We start from the raw sequence: 22,209 nt of genomic DNA, 5'->3' as shown, positions 1-22,209 counted from the left end.
TCCTTCAAGTGCGGCCGGCCTCCTTACCATCCACGAAAGCGTTATTCAACAGCAGCTGATAGGATTTTTTCACATCAAAATTTGTAATCCCTCTCAGGTAGCTACCTGCAACGAAAGTAGACGCATGGTCTCCATGAAAGAAGGTGGGCATAAAGCCCCTTATCTCTCCCCTGTCGGTAATGGATTTAATTACATCCGCCGCTACATCCGGAGAGATCATCCCCAGCAAAATCAGCTTGTTGCGGTAATCATCCCAAAAAGAGGGATCAGTAAAATATCGAAAGCCTTTGTTTACAATTTCTCCCTTCGCATTCTTAAAAGCTCCGTTTACATCGCTTAATAAAATGGGCCAGAGAAAGGAACGGTACAAGGTAGAATAAAAGGTTTCTTTATGATCTTCACTACCACCCGATACCTGTATCTTAGATAATAACGTTTCCCAGGTATGATTAGCTTCCTGCCTTACCTGGTCAAAACTTTTGGCCATTATCTCCGCTTCCAGGTTCATACGGGCGTTCTCAACACTCACATAAGAAAAGCCCACTTTCACTTCCAACGGATCATTCGACTCTTTGTCGATATAATTGACAATGCTCACCTCTGCATCTCCATCCTTAACCGATTCAATATTCCCGATCTTATAATTAGAGACCGCATAGAAATAAAAATCAGCCCCTGTTCTTTGATTGCCGGTAAAAACACTATCATTCTTTTTTCGATCTTCCATTCATTCACTCTCTCGTTAGAACGGGCCAGATCGGCCAATAGTTTTTTTCCTTTCCCGTTCTTGTAGGTGTATTTATGAAAAGCACACCGAAGGGTTGAAGTTACTTCTGCATTGATATCGTATTTATCCAGGTATACCTGGTAATACCCGGGACTGGCTGACTCACGCGTGTGTTTAAAAGGAGAATAATACGTTTTAGGCTGTACATCCCCGCTCACTGCGATCATCGGCACATAACAAAGATTCCAATGTCCTTTACTGGTATGTGCAAAGGCGTAGACCACCGTATCTTCATATTGATAACCCGATCCGCTACGCCACATGGTTACCGGCGTTACCTGTACCATCGAATTCGGAAGTGTTGCACCAGGATAGGTTTCACCGCCCCAGGCTCTTCGTGTAGGTTTATATCCCAGATCGGCACTATCCCATAGCGTAGTGGTGCCCATAAAAGTATTGACGTAATCAGTGAGGGGTTTGGACGTTTTTTGTGCAGAGCTGATGGCTGTAATGAGTACGCCCGCTAAAGCAAAAATAAATCTATTGTTCCCGAACATGGCATTTTTTAGAGAGGTGAAAAAATACGTTCTAAGCAATCGAAAAAAATATTGAGGCAAATTATAAAAAAATTCAAAAAAGCAAAATCGTTTTTGCGATAAAGGTATATATTTGATGGGAAGAAAATAAAATTATTCTTTAAAGACGGGAAGCCCCGTGTAGCGATTTTGCTTTTTTGTCATACTTTACTTTCATTATTTATGAATGAAGATCGTAAACGATACCTGCTGTTACTGATTGCCGAGCATGACGACCAAACGGCATTTGACGAGCTGTTCCATTTTTATTTTCCGGGGCTGGTTTCTTTCTCCTCTAATATTCTGAAAGACCGGCAACTGGCAGAAGAAGTAGTGGAAGATGTATTTGTGAAGCTTTGGCTGAACCGGAAGACCATGGTATCCATCAAAAGTCCTTCGCATTACATTTATACAGCGGTTAAATATGCTTCGCTTAGCGCGCTGAAAAAGCATCAGGCAGTTTTATTCGAAGATTACCCTGACGATATAGAGCTCTCTTACTCCAATCCCGAGTCTGACTATATCAGCAATGAAAACATCAGCCATATTACTCATGCGATCAACCAGCTGCCTTCCAAATGCAGGTTAATCTTCCGGTTGATTAAAGAAGAGGGCCTTAAGTATGAGGAAGTAGCGCAATTACTGCAACTGTCTGTTAAAACGGTTGAAAGCCAGATGACTATTGCGATCAAAAAGCTAACGATTACCATTCAACAGATGCTGCCGGATATGACGGAACATCTTTTAAGAAAAAAAAGCATAATTTTTTTCTCTGCCTTTTAGGGGTATGATCCTGTTAAAACCGACTTATCAGGATATAGCCTTAAAAAATGGACAAAAACAGACTTATTGAGCTTCTTACAAAACGGGAATCAGGTATTTTAACGTTACCTGAAGCCAGGGAGTTGAATGAGTATTTGAAAGAGCATGCCGACGACAATCAACTAGCTGATTTACTGGGCAAAACCCTGAAAGGACATTTTCATCAACACGATAGTTTTGATTCCACCGAGCTTAATAATCGCCTTCATAAAATACATACCCGGCTGGGACAGGAAGCAATTACAGATGAAAACGCGGCAAAACCCAAAGGCCGCTTTCGAAAAATAGTTTGGGCCGTTGCAGCTGTTTTAGTATTAGCTATGGGAAGTACAGCTGTCTATATGCACCTTACTGAAAGTAACCCGGCCGATCATTCCAAAAATATTCTCACCACTAAAAAAGGCTCTAAATCGAGCCTGGTATTACCTGATGGAACTAAAGTGCAGCTGAACTCCGACACCCGTTTGAGCTACAACCAGTCTTTCGGAAAGCAGCTTAGGGAGGTAACACTAGAAGGTGAGGCCTTTTTTGAAGTAGCAAAAGATGCGAACCATCCTTTTATTGTGCATACCAAAACTATGAACATCAAAGTATTGGGTACGGTATTTAATGTGCGGGCTTATGACAATGAGAAAAACACACAAACCACCTTATTGGAGGGATCTGTAGAAGTAACATTGAACAAAAGAAATGAACGCAACCTCGTGGTATTAAAACCCCATGAAAAGATAGTAGCCAACAATGATCCTGATCATGTAACGCCGGTAAAAAAGATGAACCGCCGATAGCAGACATTTCAGTTATGACCGTTAAGACCAATGTGCAGGATTCGAGTATGGTTGAAACGGACTGGACTAAAAACAAGCTCGCTTTTGACCAGGCACGCTACAGTGAGGTCTTCCCCGAACTGGAGCGTTGGTATGGGATAACTGTTGTAATCAGGGATTCATCCATCTTAACAAGAAAGATCAGCGGCATTTACGAAAATGAAAGTCTCACGGAAGTAATGGAGTCCTTCAGGCTGGCCACCGGCCTTAAATACAGCCTGGATGGAAATCGTCTTAAAATATATAAATAAATTCTTCACGCTAAAAAAATACATGAAATAAACAGAAGCCACCATAAAAAAAGGCAGAAAATGCTGGAACATTTTCCGCCCGAAACGACAGTTATACTTGCCTGAAACAGCAATAAAACCATCATCTAAAATAGATAACGAAAGTATGAAAAAAAATGATCGCCTTGCCATGCGGGGGAGCGGTATTGTCTTATTAAATATCTGCTGCTAATGAAATGTTCTCTTATTATTATTTTATTAACGTCTTTTCAGTCCATAGCATTTAATGGAGCGGCCCAGGAACTGATCAGCATGAATGTTAATAACAAGTCTTTTCCCCAGGTGCTCAAAAGCATTGAGGCAAAGCATTCCTACCGGTTTGTTTACAGCGACAGCGTTGCCTTAAGCCGGTATAAAGTAAGCCTTGATGTAAAAGATGCACCCATTGAAAAAGTGATGGGCCAGCTACTGAACAACACAGGATTTACCTATAAAAAGGTCAACAAAAACCTGTTGGTCATAATGGAACGAGCTGCAACCGTTAAAGCTCAATTTGAGGTAAGCGGAACCGTTCATGATTCCACAGGCTCCCCCATTGCAGGAGCAAGCGTCCTTGAGAGAGGAACCAGCAATGGCACGGTAACCGGTTCCGATGGTAGTTTTAGCTTGAATGTAGCCAACAAATCAGCAACTCTTATTATTTCGAGGGTGGGCTATACTACCCGCGAACTGGCTATTACCGCTAACGATCTTGGCATCATCGTACTGAATGCCGCTACCCAGCAACTCGAAGATGTAATAGTGATCGGTTATGGCACTACCACCCGGAAAGGTGCTGTTGGTGCTGTGGACCAGATTAAGGCATCGCAGTTTGAAGACCGTCCGGTGGGGAATGTAACCCAGGCTTTACAGGGAGCTGCTCCCAGCCTGGTAATACAGCAACGGAGTATGAACCCTAATGGCAATGACCTGAACATTAATATTCGTGGGGTATCTACCATGAACAATAATTCTCCTTTAATTGTGATCGACGGACTGGTTACAGATGGCGCAAGCTTAAACAACTTAAATCCTACAGATATTCAAAGCGTATCAGTTTTAAAAGATGCCGGAACCGCTGCTATCTACGGATCGCGCTCTGCCAACGGTGTTATTTTAGTAACTACCAAGCGAGGTAGAAAAAACCAGAAACCCACTATTAATGTAAGCAGTCAATTAGGCTGGCAGGATCCACATATACTCTTTAGCCCGGTGCAGGGATATCAGAATGCGACCTTGAAAAACCTGGCATTAACGAATATCGGCGCTTCCCCTGAATTCACGCCCGATCAGATACAGGACCTGTACAACCATCGGAATGAAGAGCAGTGGAATTTTAACCAGATCCTGGAACCGGGCTTACAGCAAACCTATAACATGCGTGTATCCGGAGGAAGTGATAATACCACTTATTTGTTTTCGGGTGGATATTATAACCAGCGCAGCAATTTTGTGGGCAACTACGGACTGAAGCGTTACAACCTGCGTTCGAATATTACTACAGAGTTTGGTCGTTTTAAGTTCACCTCTATCATGGCGTATACCCGTACCAATTCGTTGAACACTACAGCAGGAAACGCCATCATCAACTCAACCCGCATCCCTCCATATTATTATTACAGGATGCAGGCCGACAATGGCAAGTACCTGGTTAATAATGCACTTACTGATCAAAATCCTTTGGGCGAGCTGAGACAGGGAGGGTTTATCGAAGACAATAACGATTATATCAATATCAACCTGAACCTGGATGTAAAATTGTTTTCCGGTTTGAAGTTAAGGGGTATTGTAGGCGCCGATGTATATGCCGACAACCAGTTTAGCTGGAGAAAGCAATTCCCGCTTTATGCCAGCGAAGATGCGGTTACACCTTCTGTAACCATGAATCCCAGGAGAGAAACTTCTGATTATAATCGTAAAGCCAGTTTAATGAATTACCAGCTGCTTTTAGACTATAATAAAACTTTTGGAAAACATAATATTACCGGGCTTTTTGGAGGTTCTAATGAATCTTTTACCGGACGGCATAGCAGAACTACTTATTGGAACACAGATTCGCTTTTGGGGATTCCTACTACAGGTACAGTTGTAGACATGAACGGATCCAATTTAACACGCAATAACACTACGCAAACCAGCCTGAGCTCCTTATTCGGCCGCTTAGGCTATGTTTTTGACGATACGTATTATGCTGAGTTCAGTTTTCGATACGACGGATCGTCCAAATTCGCTAAAGCAAACAGGTGGGGCTTCTTCCCTTCAGGTTCATTGGCTTGGAGACTTACGAATGAATCTTTCATGAAAAGCTACAGAGACAGGATTGGCGACCTTAAAATAAGAGCCAGCTATGGTGTATTGGGCAACCAAAACATAAGCGACTACTTATACATGACGCGCTACAGCTTGTTCCCCAATTCTTACGTGGTGGGCGATTCCAGCTTAGCAGGTGGTGGTTTTGTTTATGGCAACCAGGATTTAAGATGGGAGTCAACCCATAACAGCAATTTCGGTATAGACGCTACCTTCTTCAGAAACAAACTGAACGTTTCATTTGACTATTTCTACAAGGTTACAAAGGACATTCTGGTTAAACCAGTGATACCATCTACGTTCGGCACCGAGCTTGAATCGTATAATGTTGGAGAAATGAAAAACCAGGGCTGGGAGTTAAATATTGGTTATGCATTTACTACAGGGGCTTTTTCACATAGCATAGCGGCCAATGTTGGAGACTCGAGAAATGAAGTAACCAAATTCGAAGGCTTTGAGCAGATCAGCACATCAGACAATATAGACAAACTCACCCGTATTGGCGTACCATTCAATGCTTACTACGGATTGAAAACAGACGGTTACTTCCAGTCGATGCAGGAGATCGAAACATCTGCGCTACCGGTTGGACTAAGCTCATCTGATTTAAGACCCGGAGATGTAAAATATGTGGACAGGAACAATGATGGCGTTATTGATGCGAAGGACCGTTTCATATTGGGTTATGCTTTCCCTCGTTACAACTTCGGACTCACTTACAATGTAGCTTACAAAGGAATTGACTTTTCTATGTTCTGGCAGGGCGTAGGAGCCAGGGATATGTTTGTAAGGGGCGAACTGGTTGAGCCTTTTCACGAAAACTATTCTTATGCAATTTACCAGCACCAGCTGGATTATTGGACCCCCACTAATTCAGATGCAAGGTGGCCACGTTTAACTGCCACAGGCTCTCCCTCCCGTTTAAACAACTATGGCAGGGGATCTGATCTGTTCCAGTTTAACGGAGCTTATGCCAGGTTAAAAAATATACAGCTGGGCTATACCGTGCCTGCTCTGTTAACTGAAAAAATAGGAATTCAGAAAGCAAGAATTTATGTAAATGCGCAAAACCTGATCACGCTAAGCCGCGAGTCATGGATCGATCCTGAATCATCGGAATTCAATTCCAATATGTCGGGTGCTGCCAATAGCGGACGTAATTACCCTACGCTGCGTTATTATGGATTTGGTTTAGACATTCAATTTTAAAAGGTACTGAACATGAAGAATAGAAAAATAACATGGGTAATAGCCTTGTTTGCACTGGTGGTTACCTTTAGCAATTGCAACAAAATGGATTTATATCCAACCAATCAATATACGGATGAGAACTTCTGGCTTTCTGCCTCTAATGCTGACCTGATGGTCAATATGGCCTATAACCAGATGTACTCTGCCGATAAAATGTGGAATGATGAAGCTTTAAGCGACAATGTATTTGAAGGACGCTCTAATACCAATCAGCGGATTATCCGCAATGGCAATGCGGATCCCACCCTGGAGCGGTTTAAAACAGAATGGAAGGATGCTTATGGAGGCTTAAAAACCTGTCATATTTACCTGGACAATGTTGACCGAGTACCTAATATGCCTGATGCATTAAAAGCTCAAAGAAAAGCAGAGATTCGCTTTATAAGGGCCTATATCTATTTCAGGCTGGTTAACTTTTATGGCGCTGTTCCTTTTGCTACTACTGATATCACCTTAGAGCAGTCCAAAACAATGCCACGCACCAGTAAAAATGAAATACTATCCTTCGTGCATTCTGAACTTGATGAGGTTATGCAATTGCTACCGTCTAAAAATAATCTGTCTGGATTAGACAAGGCCAGGACAACTAAAGCTGCAGCCTGTGCCCTGCAAGCAAGAGCCTATCTTTATGAAAGTAATTGGGCAAAAGTGGCGACTTATACAGATAGCCTCATCAATAACCAGGATAAGTTTGGTTCCTACAGTTTATTTCCCAGCTACCCTGGTTTATTTACCGTGGCTAACGAGTATAACAGCGAAGTGATTCTCGATTATGGCTACCTGATCAATAAAAAACATGGGGTAAGTATTATAATGCTGCGCCGCTTACTCTGGGGGCTAACCTTAATGCTTATGCGCCGCTGCAGGGACTTGTAAACAGCTATATCATGTTGAATGGTAATACGATCAGCCAGGATCCTTCTTACAATGATAATAATCCTTACATCAACAGGGACCCGCGACTGGCGGCAACGGTGTTCTACGATGGCAGCACCATTCAAAAGCTGGATGGATCTATAGCAACCATCAGGACCAGGCCGGGTAGCGGAACACCCGATGCTTATGTAAATGCAGCAGCAAATGCTACTTCCACTGGTTATTATATCAGAAAGTATTTCGATGTGGCAGCTGATCAGACTTTAAACTCAGGCTTAAATATCATTATAATGAGGTATGCTGACATATTACTTATGAATGCGGAAGCTAAATTTGAGCTGGGACAGATGAATGCTACCGTTTGGGATAAAACCATCAAAGCCATTCGTACCAGGGCGGCTTTACACTAGCGTCGGCGCTAGATTATCCTTCAGGCTTACCGCAAACTCAAATGCGCAGCACCATCTGGAATGAACGCAGAAGCGAACTCGCTTTGGAAGGTCTGCGATACTTTGATATCGTTCGCTGGAAAGCAGGTTCACAATACCTGAACGGTGTAGTAAACGGTGCAAAATTTGCCAATAACAATACGGCTTACATTGTACTAGACACCCGAAAATTTGATGAAGGGCGGGATTATTTATGGTCGGTTCCCAGGGCGGAAATTGATCAGAATAAGAACCTCTTACCTAATAATACCGGATACGGAAACTAACTTTCTTTATATCAAAATTTTTATACATGAAACATATAATTATAAAATTACTAGGTTCCTTTCTTGTAGCTGTGCTATTCTTTAGCTGCAAAAAGAAGACATGAATTATACAGATGTAAATATCACTCCAGTAAAAGCGCTGTACTCTCCGTAAATAACAGGTCTGTTAAACTTTTGAGTTCTGCATCGGCCTCTCTTTATTTTGAATGGGAAGCGGTAAAAGCAGAAGACGGTGGTGCAGCGTCTTATGAAGTAGTATTTGACAAATCTACCGGCGATTTTTCAAAACCTTTGTACAAGATCGTATCAGACAATAACGGGTTTTCAAGTGGAGCTACCATCACCCATAAGATCTTAAACCGTATCGCCGGCCTAGCGGGTATTGCTTCCGGTAGCACTGGTGAAGTGAAATGGACTGTTGTTGCATCTAGGGGTATTAATACCATTAAATCAGATCAATCGGCTTTGCTCACTATTACTGCACTGCAGGGTTTTGCTGACTTACCAGATGAAGTATTTATTACAGGAGAGGGATCTGAGACCGGTACCAACCTGGCGCAGGCAATGCCATTTAAATTAAATGCAGCGGGTGAATTTGAAATTTATACCAGGCTGGAAGCTGGAAAAGCCTATTACTTTACTGATCGTAATAATGGCACTCCACGCATTTTCTATTCGGATAACGGCAGCTCGTTAAAAGAGGCTACAGAAACCGGCGCTATTACTGCTTCAAAAACGGCTGTATATCGCATCAACCTCGATTTCAATACCGCCACTATTGCCTATACGGAGATCACTTCAATCGGCATCTTTTTCAGTCCGGAGAACAGGGTATTATTTAACCTGCCTTACCAGGGCAAAGGCATTTGGCGGGGCACCGGAGTAGTAACTTTCAGGCAGGAATCATGGGGACGTGATGAGCGTTATAAATTCCAGATGCAAACCGTTGCTAATGGCGCCAATGTAGTTGCACAGTTAGGCACTGTAACAGGTACAGATAGTCCGCCTACAGCATCTTCCCCTGCCTCCTACTACTATTTAAGAGTGTTGCCTAATGTTTCCCAATGGGACGATAAGTGGAAGTTTATGCCTGCAGTAGACGGCAAATCTACAACCATTAGTATCATCATGCAGGGCACAGCTCCTTATACTCATTCTGTACAAGTAAACTAATTATAAGATGAGGAATAATATATTAATCATATCACTCCTGACCTGCTTCTTTTTTCCTGCGAGAAGTTCAAGGATGTATATACTTACGGAGAGGGTGAAAACATCAACTGGAACGCCGCAGCCGATAGTGCGACCAATGCCCTTATTACCCAATTCTGGAATGAGCAAGGCTATTTCAATTATGGCAGTAATGGTACAGATAATGGCTTTCAGTACTGGCCCAATGCCCATGCCATGGATGTTCTGATAGATGCTTTCATCCGCAGCAATGATACGCGATTCAACAGCTATTTCGACAAATGGTTTACCGGCATCAAAAGTAAAAATGGCAACACCTACTATAACGTCTTTTACGATGATATGGAATGGAATGCACTTACATTTTTACGTATGTATGACCTAACCAAACAGGAGAAATACCTGACGGCTACGAAAGACCTTTGGAATGACATCATCAAAGGCTGGAATGAGCAATTCGCCCAGGGTGGTATTGCATGGCGAAAGGATATGTTGTATAGTAAAAATGCCTGCTCTAATGGTCCTGCAGCTATTCTTGCCGCCAGGTTGTATAATACCACCAAGGATGAAGCCTATAAAACCTGGGCCATTAAAATATACGAGTGGGAGAAGAATACTTTGTACGAATGGGCTACCGGCGGTATCTATGATAATATCAACGGAGAAAGCGGTGCTATTAATAAAGTAGTGCTCACTTACAATACCGGTACTTTTATAGGTGCCGCGGTAGAGCTGCATAAAATAACCGGCGATGCCGCCTACCTGAACGATGCGCAGAAATGTGCCAATTACACCATTACCAAGTGTATCGATTCGGGTAATAATGTATTGCGTGATGAAGGGACCGGCGATAATGCTCTGTTCAAAGGCATCTTTATCCGCTACTATTTAATGCTGATACAGGAACCAGGGTTGAACGAAGATTACAAGAAAAAATTCATCAACTTCTTCAACAACAATGCGACTAATGTATGGACCAAGGCCACTTTTAAGAACTCGCTGTTATTTGGTCCTTCATGGATTGCGCCGCCAGCAGGTGAAGCGCAACTCACAGCTCAATCAAGCGCTTGTATGATGATAGAAGCCAAAGCGGCATTTGAAAAAGCAGGCATTCAATAACAGATGTAAGTTTTTCGACACTGACAAGAACCATACTCCGGGACCGTATCCGGAGACAAGAAAGAGGCCGGTTGGCCTCTTTCTGATTTTACTCATCTAACCGCAAAGGCGCGAGGTATAATACGAATAATATCTTAGCGCTTCTTTGCGTATTCGTGCCTTAGCGGTTAGTAATCTGAGATAATGTCCAATAAACAAAAGTTTCAATACTACGCCACACCACTACTTCGATACAGAGAACGGTAAATCCCCATCGCTTACCCCTCTTTTATAATTAGGGGCAGCGCTCATTTGCAGATTAAACTCACCACCTTTAATAATATCACCATAAGTAAGATAGTTTTTGCTATACACCTTATTATTCAAACGGGCATCTGTTATATAAACATTCTGACTGTTATTGCTCTTAGCATTGATCACAAACTTTTTCCCATTCTCCAAAGAGATTGTTATCTTTTTAAACATGGGGCTACCTAATACATATTGATCGGTGCCCGGACAAACACTGTAAAAACCCAACGCGCTTAGTACATACCAGGATGAGGTTTGCCCCTGGTCTTCATCGCCGGGGTAACCGTTCTCAGTGGCATTATACAGCTTGCTCATCACTTCCCGGTGCGCTGCTGCGATTTCCAGGGTTGGCGCGCATAATTGTATAAATAAGGCATGTGTTGTATAGGTTGATTGCCATGTGCATACTGTCCCATATTGGCCATTACCATCTCAGTCATTTCATGGATCATAAACCCGTAAGTGCCTACATTCACTGTGTTTGGAACTGTAAATACAGAATCCAGTTTAGCACAGAACTTTTCATCGCCACCCACGAGGTTGATCAAACCGTTCATATCATGAAATACTGACCAAACCCAATGCCAGGCATTACCTTCAGTAAAAGGTCCGCCCCATTCTACCGGATCAAAATTATTACCCCAGTTCCCTTTCCTATCTTTCGCACGCATGAATAGTGTAGCCGGATCAAATACATTTTTATAGTTGAACATCTTCTGCCCAAAACTGTCCTGGTATTTTTTATTATTTACGGCTTTGGCTAAAGCATAGCCACAGAAATCATTGTAGGCATATTCCAACGTTTTGGCCGTAGCTTCTCTTACTTCGGGGTAGGGAACATAGCCAATGCTGTTGTAATCTTTAAAGCCGTCCCGGCCATTGGCTGGTCCCCAGGGCCCTTTATTATTGGCTTCGTGATAATAAGCATCCAAAGCTCTTTGCGGATCGAAAGTACGCAGGCCCTTTGCCCATGCATCTGCTAATAAGGAGATAGCATGATTGCCCACCATGCTACCTTGCTCGTTGGGAAAAGACCAGGAAGGCAGCCAGCCACATTGTTCCTGCGCATTGAGCAAAGCCTGCATATAGCGGCCATGCTGCGTTGGATACATTAAAACATTTAAAGGAAACTGCGCCCTGAAAGTGTCCCAGAATCCTGTATCCGTAAACATATAGCCTTCGTGAACCTTACCATCATAAGGACTGAAATAATAAGGTTTCCCGTTTTTATCGATTTCATAGAAGGCGCGGGAAAACAAACTGGCCCTGAAAAAGCAGGAATAAAAAGTAGCTTTATCTTCTTCAGAGTCGCCTTCTACTAAAATTCTTTTGAGATGCTGATTCCAGACCTTCTCCGCCCTGTCTTTAGTTGCTTCCAGTTTTTTATCAGCCCCTAATTCTTTTTGCAAGGTTAACTGAGCCTGTTCGATACTGATATAAGAGGACGCTGTCTTAACCTGTACTTTTACTCCGGGTTTAAATTCAATATAAGCACCTCTGCCCTTCCCTTCTGCTTTTTTGCTACCTGCCTCGACGCTATTCTTTTCATTCTCCCAGGTACCATAGGCTGTAAAAGGCTGATCGAAATACAATACGAAATGATTCTTCCAGCCGCGCTGAAAACCATGTCCGTTGTTTACAAAGCCGGTGATCATTTGTTGCTCAGGAAAAATCTCTACGCCACTTAGGCCGGTATAGCCATCCAATACCAGGTAAGCCTTTCTACCTTGTGGAAAATTAAAACGCAAATGCGCCCCCTTTCCGAGGGAGCCATTTCTGTAGTAATGTTATTATCAAACTGTACTTTATAATAATGAGGTTTACCTATTTCATTTTCATGCCTGAACTCCAATGCCCGCTCATCTTCGTTCACTTTTAAATTATCCACTACAGGCATCAACGAAAAAACAGCATAGTCGTTGGACCAGGAACTACATTGATGCGCCTGTTGAAATCCACGTATTTTCTTTTTGCTATACTGATACTTCCAACCATCACCATTCTTGCCGGTTTGCGGCGTCCAGGTATGCATGGCAAAAGGCAATGCCGTAGTAGGATAAGTATTACCTCTTGTTAATTCGAAACTAGAATTCGTTCCCTGTAAGGTATTTACATACTTCACCAGGTCCTGCGACTTTGAAGTTGCTGATATTATTAAACAAAACAATGCTATTATATATTGGATCCTGATCATGCTTTATAATTTAGAATATTTGACATATTATACTACTGAACTTTTTTTAATTTTCGTAAATGATTTTTTTCTACCAATATCTAGCCCTCCGGGAAAGTATATTTGTAACAACACTGCTGAACCAGTTCGTTAGAGCCCTGTAAGGACAGGACATTGGAAAGTTTAAACAGATTCGTTAATTTCATTGGCATAGTAACAACTATAATACGAAAAATCGTTTTAGCTTACCAAAGCTACATAAAGAAAATCACCTGGCAAATCAGCCGGCTACGAAATGTTACAACCGAAATTGTTCTCCGGGAAAGCAAAGACAGATGTGGAACTCTAGTGCTGTAACCCTTTCCGAAGCTGCGACAGGTACATTAAGATTAAATGCACACTGATTAATTTGTGGACAGCCACACCTGGTAGGCTGTTTTTCCCTTCCGGTTACCCACGGTGTAGTAGGGGATTGCAGAGAAATGTTTACCGGTTTTATCGGTGAGGGATATCGTATTAACACCATTCAGCAGGTTCGCGTCAAACTGTACTTGCATCTTCCCTTCTACAGAAAACTGCAAGGAGTTCAACACCGATTGATTATCTTCCTCCAGGCAATACACGAGAGGGCCGGAAGCGACTGCCATTTTCTGTCGCAGATCTTTTACCGCATAATTGGCTTCAATAATCCTTGGTTCAACAGGCAATACCAGTTCAATATGATCTCCGTTTTTCCATAGCTGGTCTAGCAGAACATATCCTTTATCCACGTTTAGTTTACGGATTTTGCCATTAACGCGCAGTAGTACCGTTTCCTTTACGCCAGATGTATATAAATCAAACGGGTTCTCCTTTCCTTTAGCCCAAGCCGGAATTCTTATATGTACGGGAAGTTTTTGGGGCCTGTTAGTTTCAATTGTTAAAACAACTTTCCCTTTCCATGGATACTCCGTTTCCTGCCTGATCAACAAATGATCATTATTATTCAATTGGAGCTTTACCTCTCCGCCAACAAATAAATTAACATACAATTGCTCATTAGCTATTGAATAAATATAGTCGGGCAGCTCAGAAGTAATCTTAAGAAACATGGGTGGACAACAGGGACATTCATGCCAGTCCCATCTTTTATGCCCCTGTGCATTTAACGGGTTTTGATACGTATAGTTATCTCCTGAAAGCGAAATGCCGGTGAGCAAACTATTGTACAATACTCTTTCAAGTTCATCGATGTATTTCCCATCCTGTGTCAGATCAAACATCCGCTTATGAAAATAACCCGACCCTACCGCAGCGCAGGTTTCCAGATAGGCATCCGTTGGCAGATAATAGTCCGCGCCAAATTTCTCGTCAAAATGTATGGCTCCTACTCCGCCAGTGATAAACATTTTCTTACCTACCATATTATTCCACCATCGATGTAGCGTCTGTAAATATCTGCTATCCCTATTCTCGCTCGCCGCAGCAGCCATACCCGTAGCTAATAAGGTAGCCCTTACTGCATGTCCTTCTATCGTAGGCATTTGAAACACAGATACCGAATCCTGCGCATAATTACCCCAGGTTGGCCTGCTATTAACCAGCTTAGCTTGATTTTTGTACTCTTGATCCATTTTTCGGAAGCTTCATTTCCCCAGGCAGCCCATAGCGGAAACCCGGAATGGTTTCCCCGGTTTTCTATCCAGAAGGTTGCCAATTGGTAATAATTATTTTCGGCTACCGTTGCATCCAGCTTTTTCTTTAAATCCGGCTCTGCTTTAAAAAGCCAGTATAGTTTCATCATGGCTTCTTCGGGACCGGCATGTGCGGGGACAATATTTTTTTGGGAGCTGCTCCCATAGTGTTAGCCATCAGGTTGGCCATTTTTACAGCAACGGAAAGCAACTTTATTTTACCGGTAGCTTTATAATAATGCACACCCGCTTCTACGAGCATTCCGGCATTATATACATCGTGCTGCCAGCGTAAGAACCCGCCATTCCCACCCCATTCATGGCCTGGTTCTACGAGCTGCGTATAGGTATTGATATAATGATCCGGTCTTACATTTTGAGCCCTTTCGATAGCATCGATGTAATGATCTATCCTGGATTCCAGTTTAGGATCGGGTATATGTTTGAGATAGTCCGATGCACCTCTTATTGTTTCATACACCAGGCCATCAAACCAGGGAAAACCTGCATGTTTGCCCGTATTTATCTTTCCTTTAGCAACATCATCAAAATTTAGGAAAGCATTGTTCTTAGTTTGTTCTTCAACGTCGGTCTTGTACTTGCCTTCAAATTTATTAAACACATCATTAATCGTTTTAAACGCCCATAATTGCATTTTGGGTTTCCAGAAACGATCATTGATAGTAACCTTTTTCACCCGCATTCTTTGGGTGTGTTGCTGTTGAGCCTGTAGCATACAACAGCAACACATTAAGCCCAAACTGATCATGCCGGTAATTATAAAAGCTTTCATGCTTTGCACTCTGAGATGATGACTTTCGATGTCCTATTTTTTATTCAATTTCATATCCAGTACTTTCATCCAATATCCGCCAATTACACTTCTCGCCTGGAAGCCCACTTGTTTACCGTCGGTGGTTTCATGCCAATCGCCTAGTGGCACTCTGGTAGGCGTTTCAACCGCGTATTTATAAACAGGTTTTACCAGGGCTTGAAAGTCACTATCACTACCGGTAAGGCATGCTGTCCATAAGATCCAGTCGCTTTTGGTATAAGTCTTACGGCTATCCAGAGGTAACCCGTATTTATTCTGGTGAGCCAGATAGAACTTCATTTCTTTCTGAAACACTTCTTCGGGGAAAATATTAAACTTTAATACTTTATCCCAAATTACATTGTACTTCTGGCTCCAGGTTCCTTTTTCTCAAATGCCAAAGTATAATGATCACCATCTGCAGCCAGCTCCATCCATTTAGGAACCATGGCAACTGCTATATTATGATACTTGTTGTATACATCATCCTTACCTAACATTTTTGCCAACATAGCATAGCTTTCAATGCCCATAATAGCTTTTAAGGATAGGTTAGAATTACGTGCCAGGTGGCCTGCAAAGTCATCCGTGCATAATTGGTTTGCAGGATCAAAACCGTCTTTAACCAGGTAATCTGTCCATATAGTCAAGGTTTTCCAATGCTTTTTAGCATAGTCTGCATTGCCTTCTGCTTTTGCGATTGCCGCTGCCAGTATCACCATATTACCCGACTCTTCTACAGGCATGTCTTCCCCATATACCTGACCGTTCGCTAAAGGATAAGTACCCAGATCATGTGCTGCGAAAGGTTTTTTCCATTTTCCGCTTTCGCTGTAGTAAAAGATGCCATTCATCATTCCCTTTTCCAAATCAGGATTATACACCAGGAACAAAGGTGCTGAAGGGTAAGTAAGATCTACGGTATTGATACAACCATTACTGTAATTTTCTTTAGAAAGCCACAACAATTCTCCCTGCGGGCTTTGAACCAGCTTATGTGCAGATATGGTTTGCCTGTAGCTGATTTCGCACAGCTTTGCATAATCGGCACCACCTGCTTTTAATGCATCATTGTAAATGGTTTTATCCGTAGCATTGCATTTTGCGATAGTAGCAGCATAATCTGCATTAGCTGCCTGCAATTGCGCATCAATTGTAGTATTGTTATCCTTGTTCCACCAGGGACGCAGGTTTTTCCCAAAATACTGGATCGCCCATATATCATCATAAGCCAATAACAATTTAGAGCTGGCTGTTTTAGATGTATTTAATTGTAGTATCGTACTCAGTTGTAATTGCTTTCCTTTCTGATCTACTGTTACAGGAGCTTTGGCCGCTTTATTGAATACGTTTAAAGACAATTCATCGGAACCTGCAATAAACTGCTGGTGTTAGCACCATAAGGCACAGCAACATGTATATAACCCCAGTCGATACGCAGATCGTCGCCTTTTTTGCTAATATAGGCTGTGCAACGGTTCCTGCTTTTAATACAGACAAACCACCCGAGCTATATTTTTTGCAGCCACTTCCTGTGCCGGTGTATTTACAGCCAGATTCGTTGATGTGTTAAATAAGACTTCCACATTTCTGGCACGTCCGTCTTTAGATGTAGCAGTGAAGGTTACATAAGACACCGGACGAGCCATGAGATCAACATCCGTTAATATCAATGGAGACGCAAAGCTTACCTTCAGATCAACTGGTCCGCAAGTAAAATCATAAATAGTTTGTGTAGCCTTAACGTCAACATTATTCTGAACGGCATTTAACACATTTTTGGTAGCAACGGTCTGTTCTTCTTTTACCAATCCAAAATCCAGGTGGCGGCCACCGGCTGTATTTTTGATATGTATCGCCAAAACATTTTTACCTGCTTTCAGGATAGTTGAGGCATTTTTGATGGGAATATAAATGTATTTATGCACCCATCCGCTGGTATTGTATATTTCAGTACCATTGAGGTAAACTGCTACATTATCGTCATGATTGAGCTTTAAGTAAACATCTTCTTCCTTATTGTTAAGCATAGTAAATTCTCTTCTTACCCAAAGATCATCAGAACGCCATGCTGTTTTAAAATTCCCTGCTTCATCACCAAATGGAGCGGCGCCCGACTTCCAGCCACTTTCGTTATAACCTATTTGCTGCCAGTCTTCAGCCGGTTTACTTTCAGTGTACTTTACCGAAAAAGTTTTATCTTCTGACGCAGGTAATAAAACCTTATAAGCTTTGGTTTCCTTTCCCAGGAAACGATACACTTTGTTATCCACTTTAACAAAGCCGGTTAGCGATTGATCAGCACCCGTCCAGTGTTTGGTAGGTGATGCAGTTGCATCATCGGTCACAGACCAGATACTGAAATAGGGATCATGGGTTATCAACGGATAAGCAGGGGCTTTTCTGTTTTGGCTGTTACCTGCCAGGAAAGAAAAAATAAGAACGAGAACACTTAAGGACTTTAAACAATACTTAATCATTGAAAGATTTTTATATTTTATCTGAAAGAAACTTATATGCAATTAATGAGCTGGTCAATGAGAACAACATGCTAAGCTAAAACACCCAACTACTTAAGGGAGGCATCACAATTAACAGCCCGATATCATTGTCTGTTAAAAATTCAAACCTCAACACTACAAGCACTATGTACATCCAAGCATCGTTGCAATCATTTCCATCTGGCCTGTAAATAATCTATATTTTTACAGATGAATTATATGCGTTGTAAAGGTAAACCATACTTACAAAAACGATTTTTCAATTTGTCTCAAAAATTATTCGTTTTGTCCCATTTTCTTATGTTACTCTTTAAACTGCAGCTACAAATGTATCATGTGTTGAAAGGTCAGAAACTCTAATAAGAATTTATAAAAGTTGTTCCAACTACTTCACCCTTTTATAAACTTCCTGGCCGCTCAGATCGTTGAGCCGCCACTTCATCAAAAAAGTATCCGGGTCCAAAAACCTGAATATAATCCTGCCTTCTTTTATGGAGGCAGGCACTGCCAAATGTTTTTCTAGTTTTTCCGTATAGGTAGAATCAGAGGTAAGTTCTATCGTTCCCCTTGATAGCTCTATATATTTGCTATCAGCATAAATAATGTGCCTGAAATTGCCTTGTCTGTCGTATATCTTAAAATCATTCGTTCGCGGTGGGGAAAATTCCCCGGCAACATGTCCTGTACTCTGCATCGTTACCTGCCAAATTCCTTCAAACAGAGCTGGCCCCGTCTTTATCTTTTGCGCTGGAGCGCACAACCATACCGACACACACAAGCTCGTTAAAAAGTACGTATCATAATAGGGTATTTAGTTTTACAGCCTTTCATTTCTTAGTTAGGTAGCAGTGATTGTAAAGCTACCACTGGATTGCCTGGTCCTCATCCGGTATCTGCGTATTGATTCTTCTTTCCATAATTAATGATCCCCGAACCGTGTAATCTATGGACGAATTGGCGGCAGAAGTATAATCAGTGAAGTTGTAATCAATATTATTAACGGTAACGTATCGATGAACTAGATAGGGCTGAACAGCATCTTTAACATCTTCCACAGAAAAATAAATCTTCTGGTTTACCTTGAATTTCATCAAAGGATTGTCAGACGTAAGCGTAACCTCCCTGGTCTGCTCATTAAAATGCACATATATTTTATAGTTCTTTCTATCCATCTTATTCTCATCTACGGTACCGGCATACAAAAAGACTGAGTTTTCATCGACAACATAAGCGTCTACCTCACTTTTAACAATAGCAGCCCCGCTTTCCTCACCTTTCAAATACACTTTAAGGGCAGTACCGCTGTATGTCCCGGAAAAATTATTAAACGGCACTATTCTCAATAAAGCTTTGGAGAAATTTCTTCTCGGATTGGGTGTATACTCACTGGAAGGCTTAATTGTTAAGGGTAGGATCCATTTATCTGCTAAATCAATATTATTGAGGGAGAACCCAATGGTGATATTATTTGTATTCACATCCTTAGGTATTGAAACGTTGTCCGGCATTTTAAAATACTGACTTACCAATTCCCTATAGTAAAGGTCTGTTCTGTTTTGAAAATTTGCTTCATTAAAGGCTTTGAGGGTATCGGAGTCTACCCCGACCTGAACCACCAAATCCTTATCATTATTTGTTGTGCCGCTAACTATAACAGGTAACTGATAATTTACAGTTCCGTTTGGTTTATAGCGAATATATAAAGGTGTGACATTGTCTTCATTTAAAGGCGCCTTAAACGATACATAATGTTCAAATTGTTCGGCAACCCACTCCTTATTGCAGGCAATACACCCGAAAACAAAAAGAATGGATAATAACGCAGCTATCTTTTTCATCCGTAAATATTTTATTGATTGTAATCGAATGGAAGTTATTAAGTGTGTAATAAGTTCCGATTATTTATAAGTTTGCCAGCCGGGGTTTTGTGTCAAACGACTATCCCGCCTCAATTCGTCAATTGCAATAGGCCAAAAATACATTTTGGGTGCAAAAGTGCTTTGCAACGCAAAAGCTGCTACCGGCTGATGAAATAAATCTCTTTGACTTGCAGTCATAAGGGTATTATAACCATATATTGGGAGGGCCAGCTCTGTGGCAGCATCTTCCCATCTGCGCAGATCATAATAACGTTCCTGCTCACCCAACAATTCTATTTGACGTTCACGTTTTATGGCAGCTCTCAATTGCGTAACGTTTCCATAAGTGGCTTCGGAATAGTCGGGCAAACCTGCTCTTATTCTAATAGGCCTTATTCCTTTACGCATCTCGCCTATATTTTTCGATATGGAATAAACAGTTGAACTATCCCAACTAGGTATACTAAATGACCCATTTATTTCATTTAATGATTCGGCATATGCCAGTAATATATCGGCATAACGAATAGCTGGCTCATACTTAGGTACAACTTTAGCTATGCTTCCATTTTCATAAGTATCCATGGGATTTACATATTTCATAACCCCGATACCGGTTCTTAACCAAAACATCGTATTAGTATAACCGTTACCCGAACCACGATAATAGAAAACCTGTTTCTCCCTGTTGTTTACCTGCGACTCATTAGTGAGGTGCCATACACTGCCATTATAGCCAACTGAAGCATAGAACCTAGGCTCCCTGTTCGCAAATTGCAAGGATACACCAGAAGCCAGCGGCTTATATTTTCCATTTTTAACATCATCGTCTGTTACAAAGCCACCTACCCGCTGGCTGCCATCCCCTCTTCCATACTGTATGTCTTTACCTGGAACATTAGAACCATCGCTCATATAATAAGCATCACACTGTTTTAGCGTCAAACCATGTGTATTCCATCCAGAAGCAATACGAGGCAATTGGTGCACTACCATTACATTAATACCTTCAGAGGATTGATTCTGCCCGCGCGTGAAAATGAGCTCAGGGTTTGAGGAAGCAGGCACTTCACCATCAAATAAGGCGCGGTAAGAATCAAACGGGTCAATATTCGCCCATCCTTCCGGCCAGGGCTTATCCGAAAACTCAGCATTGTAAGGTGGCGCTATTGTAGCGGGGTGCGTAATGGTACCCGACGACTTAGATGGGGAAACGAATAAGGAATAAACGCCCAGCTGCATCACATCTTTTGCTGCAGCGGCGGCCCTTGCCCATTTTTGCTCATCGTAAACAATCGATAGCAGCGGATTACCTTTATCATCTACCAATTTTGTTTTGTAATCCATACTTATTTTTCCTCCATTCATCAAAGGGCTTGCTGCATACAAAAACACTTTAGCACGGGTTGCCAATGCTGCGCCTTTGGTGGGTCTTGCCACATCCAATTGTCCACGATTTTGTGGTAGGTTCTTTGCCGCAAGTACCATTTCCCTTCCAATATACTCGGCGCATTGATCATAAGAGTTCCTCGGTAACGCTAAATCAGCATAACTCTCAGTATAATCTATTCCATTATCGGGGAGGATCGGAACAGGGCCATACTTTCTTAACAAAAGCCAGTAATAGTAGGCACGTACAAACCGGGCCTGTGCCTTATAATCTGCTTTCTTATCCGCGCTTATTGCAGTTGATTGGTCAATATTTTGTATAAATATTGAGGCGCTTCTGATCCCCTGGTAGCATGGTATCCAGGACTGTACATCGCCTTCTTTATAATTGCCAAGACTAAATTTGTTATAGTCTAAGGAATTGGCATTTTGTGGGTCATATGCTCCATCCCTGTCTCCATAATACATATCATCACCAAAGTTAAATGGCTGGAAGCCTTTACTTCCCACATCCGCGTTTATGCCGGTCAGATATGAGTAGGAGTTTGCAAGCCATTCCTCAATATACACTTCGTTGTTAAATGACTTTTCTAAGGTCAACCGATCTTTAAAAAACTGGTCATTATCAAGATATTTTTTACAGGAAATGAATAGCGTCACCACTACTATAAAGATGGATATGCTTGTTATTTTTTTCATCTGGACAATTTTATATTTATTATCTGTTAGATGGAAGTAGCCAATAGTTATCAATTTGAATACGCAGCGGAGTATTGGCTCATTTCATCAAAATACATTTTATGCTATAAGCCGATTGTTAACCCCAC

The 22,209-nt window shown here is 41.8% G+C and carries 17 protein-coding genes and 3 pseudogenes; 9 read left to right on the top strand and 11 right to left on the bottom strand.

All coding sequences use genetic code 11. The features are described from left to right. Positions 1–4: 4 nt before the first annotated feature. Positions 5–487, bottom strand: a complete 483-nt coding sequence (locus tag MKP07_RS38940) for a glycoside hydrolase domain-containing protein (protein ID WP_394803672.1) — start codon at positions 485–487, stop codon at positions 5–7. A gap of 107 nt (positions 488–594) precedes the next feature. Beyond that, complete coding sequence (locus MKP07_RS18610; protein WP_240848518.1) at positions 595–1,284, bottom strand: hypothetical protein; 690 nt, start codon at positions 1,282–1,284, stop codon at positions 595–597. Between the two features lie 201 nt (positions 1,285–1,485). Between MKP07_RS18610 and MKP07_RS18605 the strand changes: the two genes are divergently transcribed. The 8 genes and pseudogenes from MKP07_RS18605 (at position 1,486) to MKP07_RS18575 (ending at position 9,545) form a co-directional block, all read left to right on the top strand. Further along, positions 1,486–2,085 (top strand): RNA polymerase sigma-70 factor, encoded by a 600-nt coding sequence (locus MKP07_RS18605; protein WP_240848517.1) that lies wholly within the window; start codon positions 1,486–1,488, stop codon positions 2,083–2,085. A gap of 47 nt (positions 2,086–2,132) precedes the next feature. Then, positions 2,133–2,912, top strand: coding sequence for a FecR family protein (locus MKP07_RS18600; protein WP_240848516.1), 780 nt, complete (start codon positions 2,133–2,135; stop codon positions 2,910–2,912). Between the two features lie 14 nt (positions 2,913–2,926). Continuing rightward, the gene (locus tag MKP07_RS18595; RefSeq protein WP_240848515.1) at positions 2,927–3,202 is read left to right on the top strand and encodes a FecR domain-containing protein; all 276 of its coding nucleotides are present in this window, start codon (positions 2,927–2,929) and stop codon (positions 3,200–3,202) included. A 210-nt stretch (positions 3,203–3,412) separates the two neighbouring features. Then, positions 3,413–6,739: a SusC/RagA family TonB-linked outer membrane protein gene (locus tag MKP07_RS18590; protein WP_240848514.1), complete on the top strand. Its 3,327-nt coding sequence runs from the start codon at positions 3,413–3,415 to the stop codon at positions 6,737–6,739. Positions 6,740–6,751: 12 nt separating this feature from the next. Then, on the top strand, positions 6,752–7,657 hold the full coding sequence (locus tag MKP07_RS18585) for a RagB/SusD family nutrient uptake outer membrane protein (protein WP_240848513.1): 906 nt from the start codon (positions 6,752–6,754) through the stop codon (positions 7,655–7,657). Positions 7,658–7,668: 11 nt separating this feature from the next. Then, on the top strand, positions 7,669–8,067 hold the full coding sequence (locus tag MKP07_RS38935; protein ID WP_262919361.1) for a RagB/SusD family nutrient uptake outer membrane protein: 399 nt from the start codon (positions 7,669–7,671) through the stop codon (positions 8,065–8,067). 32 nt (positions 8,068–8,099) lie between these two features. Next, a pseudogene (locus tag MKP07_RS38930) lies at positions 8,100–8,372 on the top strand (RagB/SusD family nutrient uptake outer membrane protein); the annotation flags it as partial. A gap of 69 nt (positions 8,373–8,441) precedes the next feature. Next, a complete protein-coding gene (locus MKP07_RS18575; RefSeq protein ID WP_262919814.1) occupies positions 8,442–9,545 on the top strand; it encodes a SusE domain-containing protein in 1,104 nt (367 codons plus the stop codon). Here MKP07_RS18575 and MKP07_RS41285 read toward each other — a convergent pair whose 3' ends face one another. After that, the gene (locus tag MKP07_RS41285; protein ID WP_240848511.1) at positions 9,546–9,776 is read right to left on the bottom strand and encodes a hypothetical protein; all 231 of its coding nucleotides are present in this window, start codon (positions 9,774–9,776) and stop codon (positions 9,546–9,548) included. Between MKP07_RS41285 and MKP07_RS18565 the strand changes: the two genes are divergently transcribed. Next, positions 9,690–10,682 carry a glycoside hydrolase family 76 protein gene (locus MKP07_RS18565; protein WP_240850940.1) on the top strand — a complete coding sequence of 331 codons (993 nt, stop codon included), beginning with the start codon at positions 9,690–9,692 and terminating at the stop codon, positions 10,680–10,682. The genes MKP07_RS41285 and MKP07_RS18565 overlap by 87 nt on opposite strands. A gap of 222 nt (positions 10,683–10,904) precedes the next feature. Here MKP07_RS18565 and MKP07_RS18560 read toward each other — a convergent pair. The 8 genes and pseudogenes from MKP07_RS18560 to MKP07_RS18525 form a co-directional block, all read right to left on the bottom strand. Then, a pseudogene (locus MKP07_RS18560) lies at positions 10,905–13,167 on the bottom strand (GH92 family glycosyl hydrolase). A gap of 383 nt (positions 13,168–13,550) precedes the next feature. Next, positions 13,551–14,759 carry a glycoside hydrolase family 127 protein gene (locus MKP07_RS18555; RefSeq protein WP_240848510.1) on the bottom strand — a complete coding sequence of 403 codons (1,209 nt, stop codon included), beginning with the start codon at positions 14,757–14,759 and terminating at the stop codon, positions 13,551–13,553. Positions 14,760–14,925: 166 nt separating this feature from the next. Continuing rightward, a complete protein-coding gene (locus tag MKP07_RS18550; protein WP_240848509.1) occupies positions 14,926–15,612 on the bottom strand; it encodes a beta-L-arabinofuranosidase domain-containing protein in 687 nt (228 codons plus the stop codon). Positions 15,613–15,645: 33 nt separating this feature from the next. Continuing rightward, positions 15,646–16,868 (bottom strand): annotated as a pseudogene (locus MKP07_RS18545) (glutaminase domain-containing protein). Between the two features lie 252 nt (positions 16,869–17,120). Continuing rightward, a complete protein-coding gene (locus MKP07_RS18540) occupies positions 17,121–18,113 on the bottom strand; it encodes a DUF4964 domain-containing protein (protein ID WP_240848508.1) in 993 nt (330 codons plus the stop codon). A gap of 406 nt (positions 18,114–18,519) precedes the next feature. Beyond that, positions 18,520–18,906, bottom strand: a complete 387-nt coding sequence (locus tag MKP07_RS18535) for a DUF4488 domain-containing protein (protein ID WP_240848507.1) — start codon at positions 18,904–18,906, stop codon at positions 18,520–18,522. Between the two features lie 88 nt (positions 18,907–18,994). Then, positions 18,995–19,972, bottom strand: coding sequence for a DUF4973 domain-containing protein (locus MKP07_RS18530; RefSeq protein WP_240848506.1), 978 nt, complete (start codon positions 19,970–19,972; stop codon positions 18,995–18,997). Between the two features lie 60 nt (positions 19,973–20,032). Next, positions 20,033–22,081 carry a RagB/SusD family nutrient uptake outer membrane protein gene (locus MKP07_RS18525; protein ID WP_240848505.1) on the bottom strand — a complete coding sequence of 683 codons (2,049 nt, stop codon included), beginning with the start codon at positions 22,079–22,081 and terminating at the stop codon, positions 20,033–20,035. Positions 22,082–22,209 lie beyond the last annotated feature (128 nt).

The sequence above is a fragment of the Paraniabella hibiscisoli genome (genome assembly GCF_022512515.1).
Lineage (GTDB): Bacteria > Bacteroidota > Bacteroidia > Chitinophagales > Chitinophagaceae > Niabella > Niabella hibiscisoli.
This window is presented reverse-complemented; position numbering and strand designations above follow the sequence as displayed.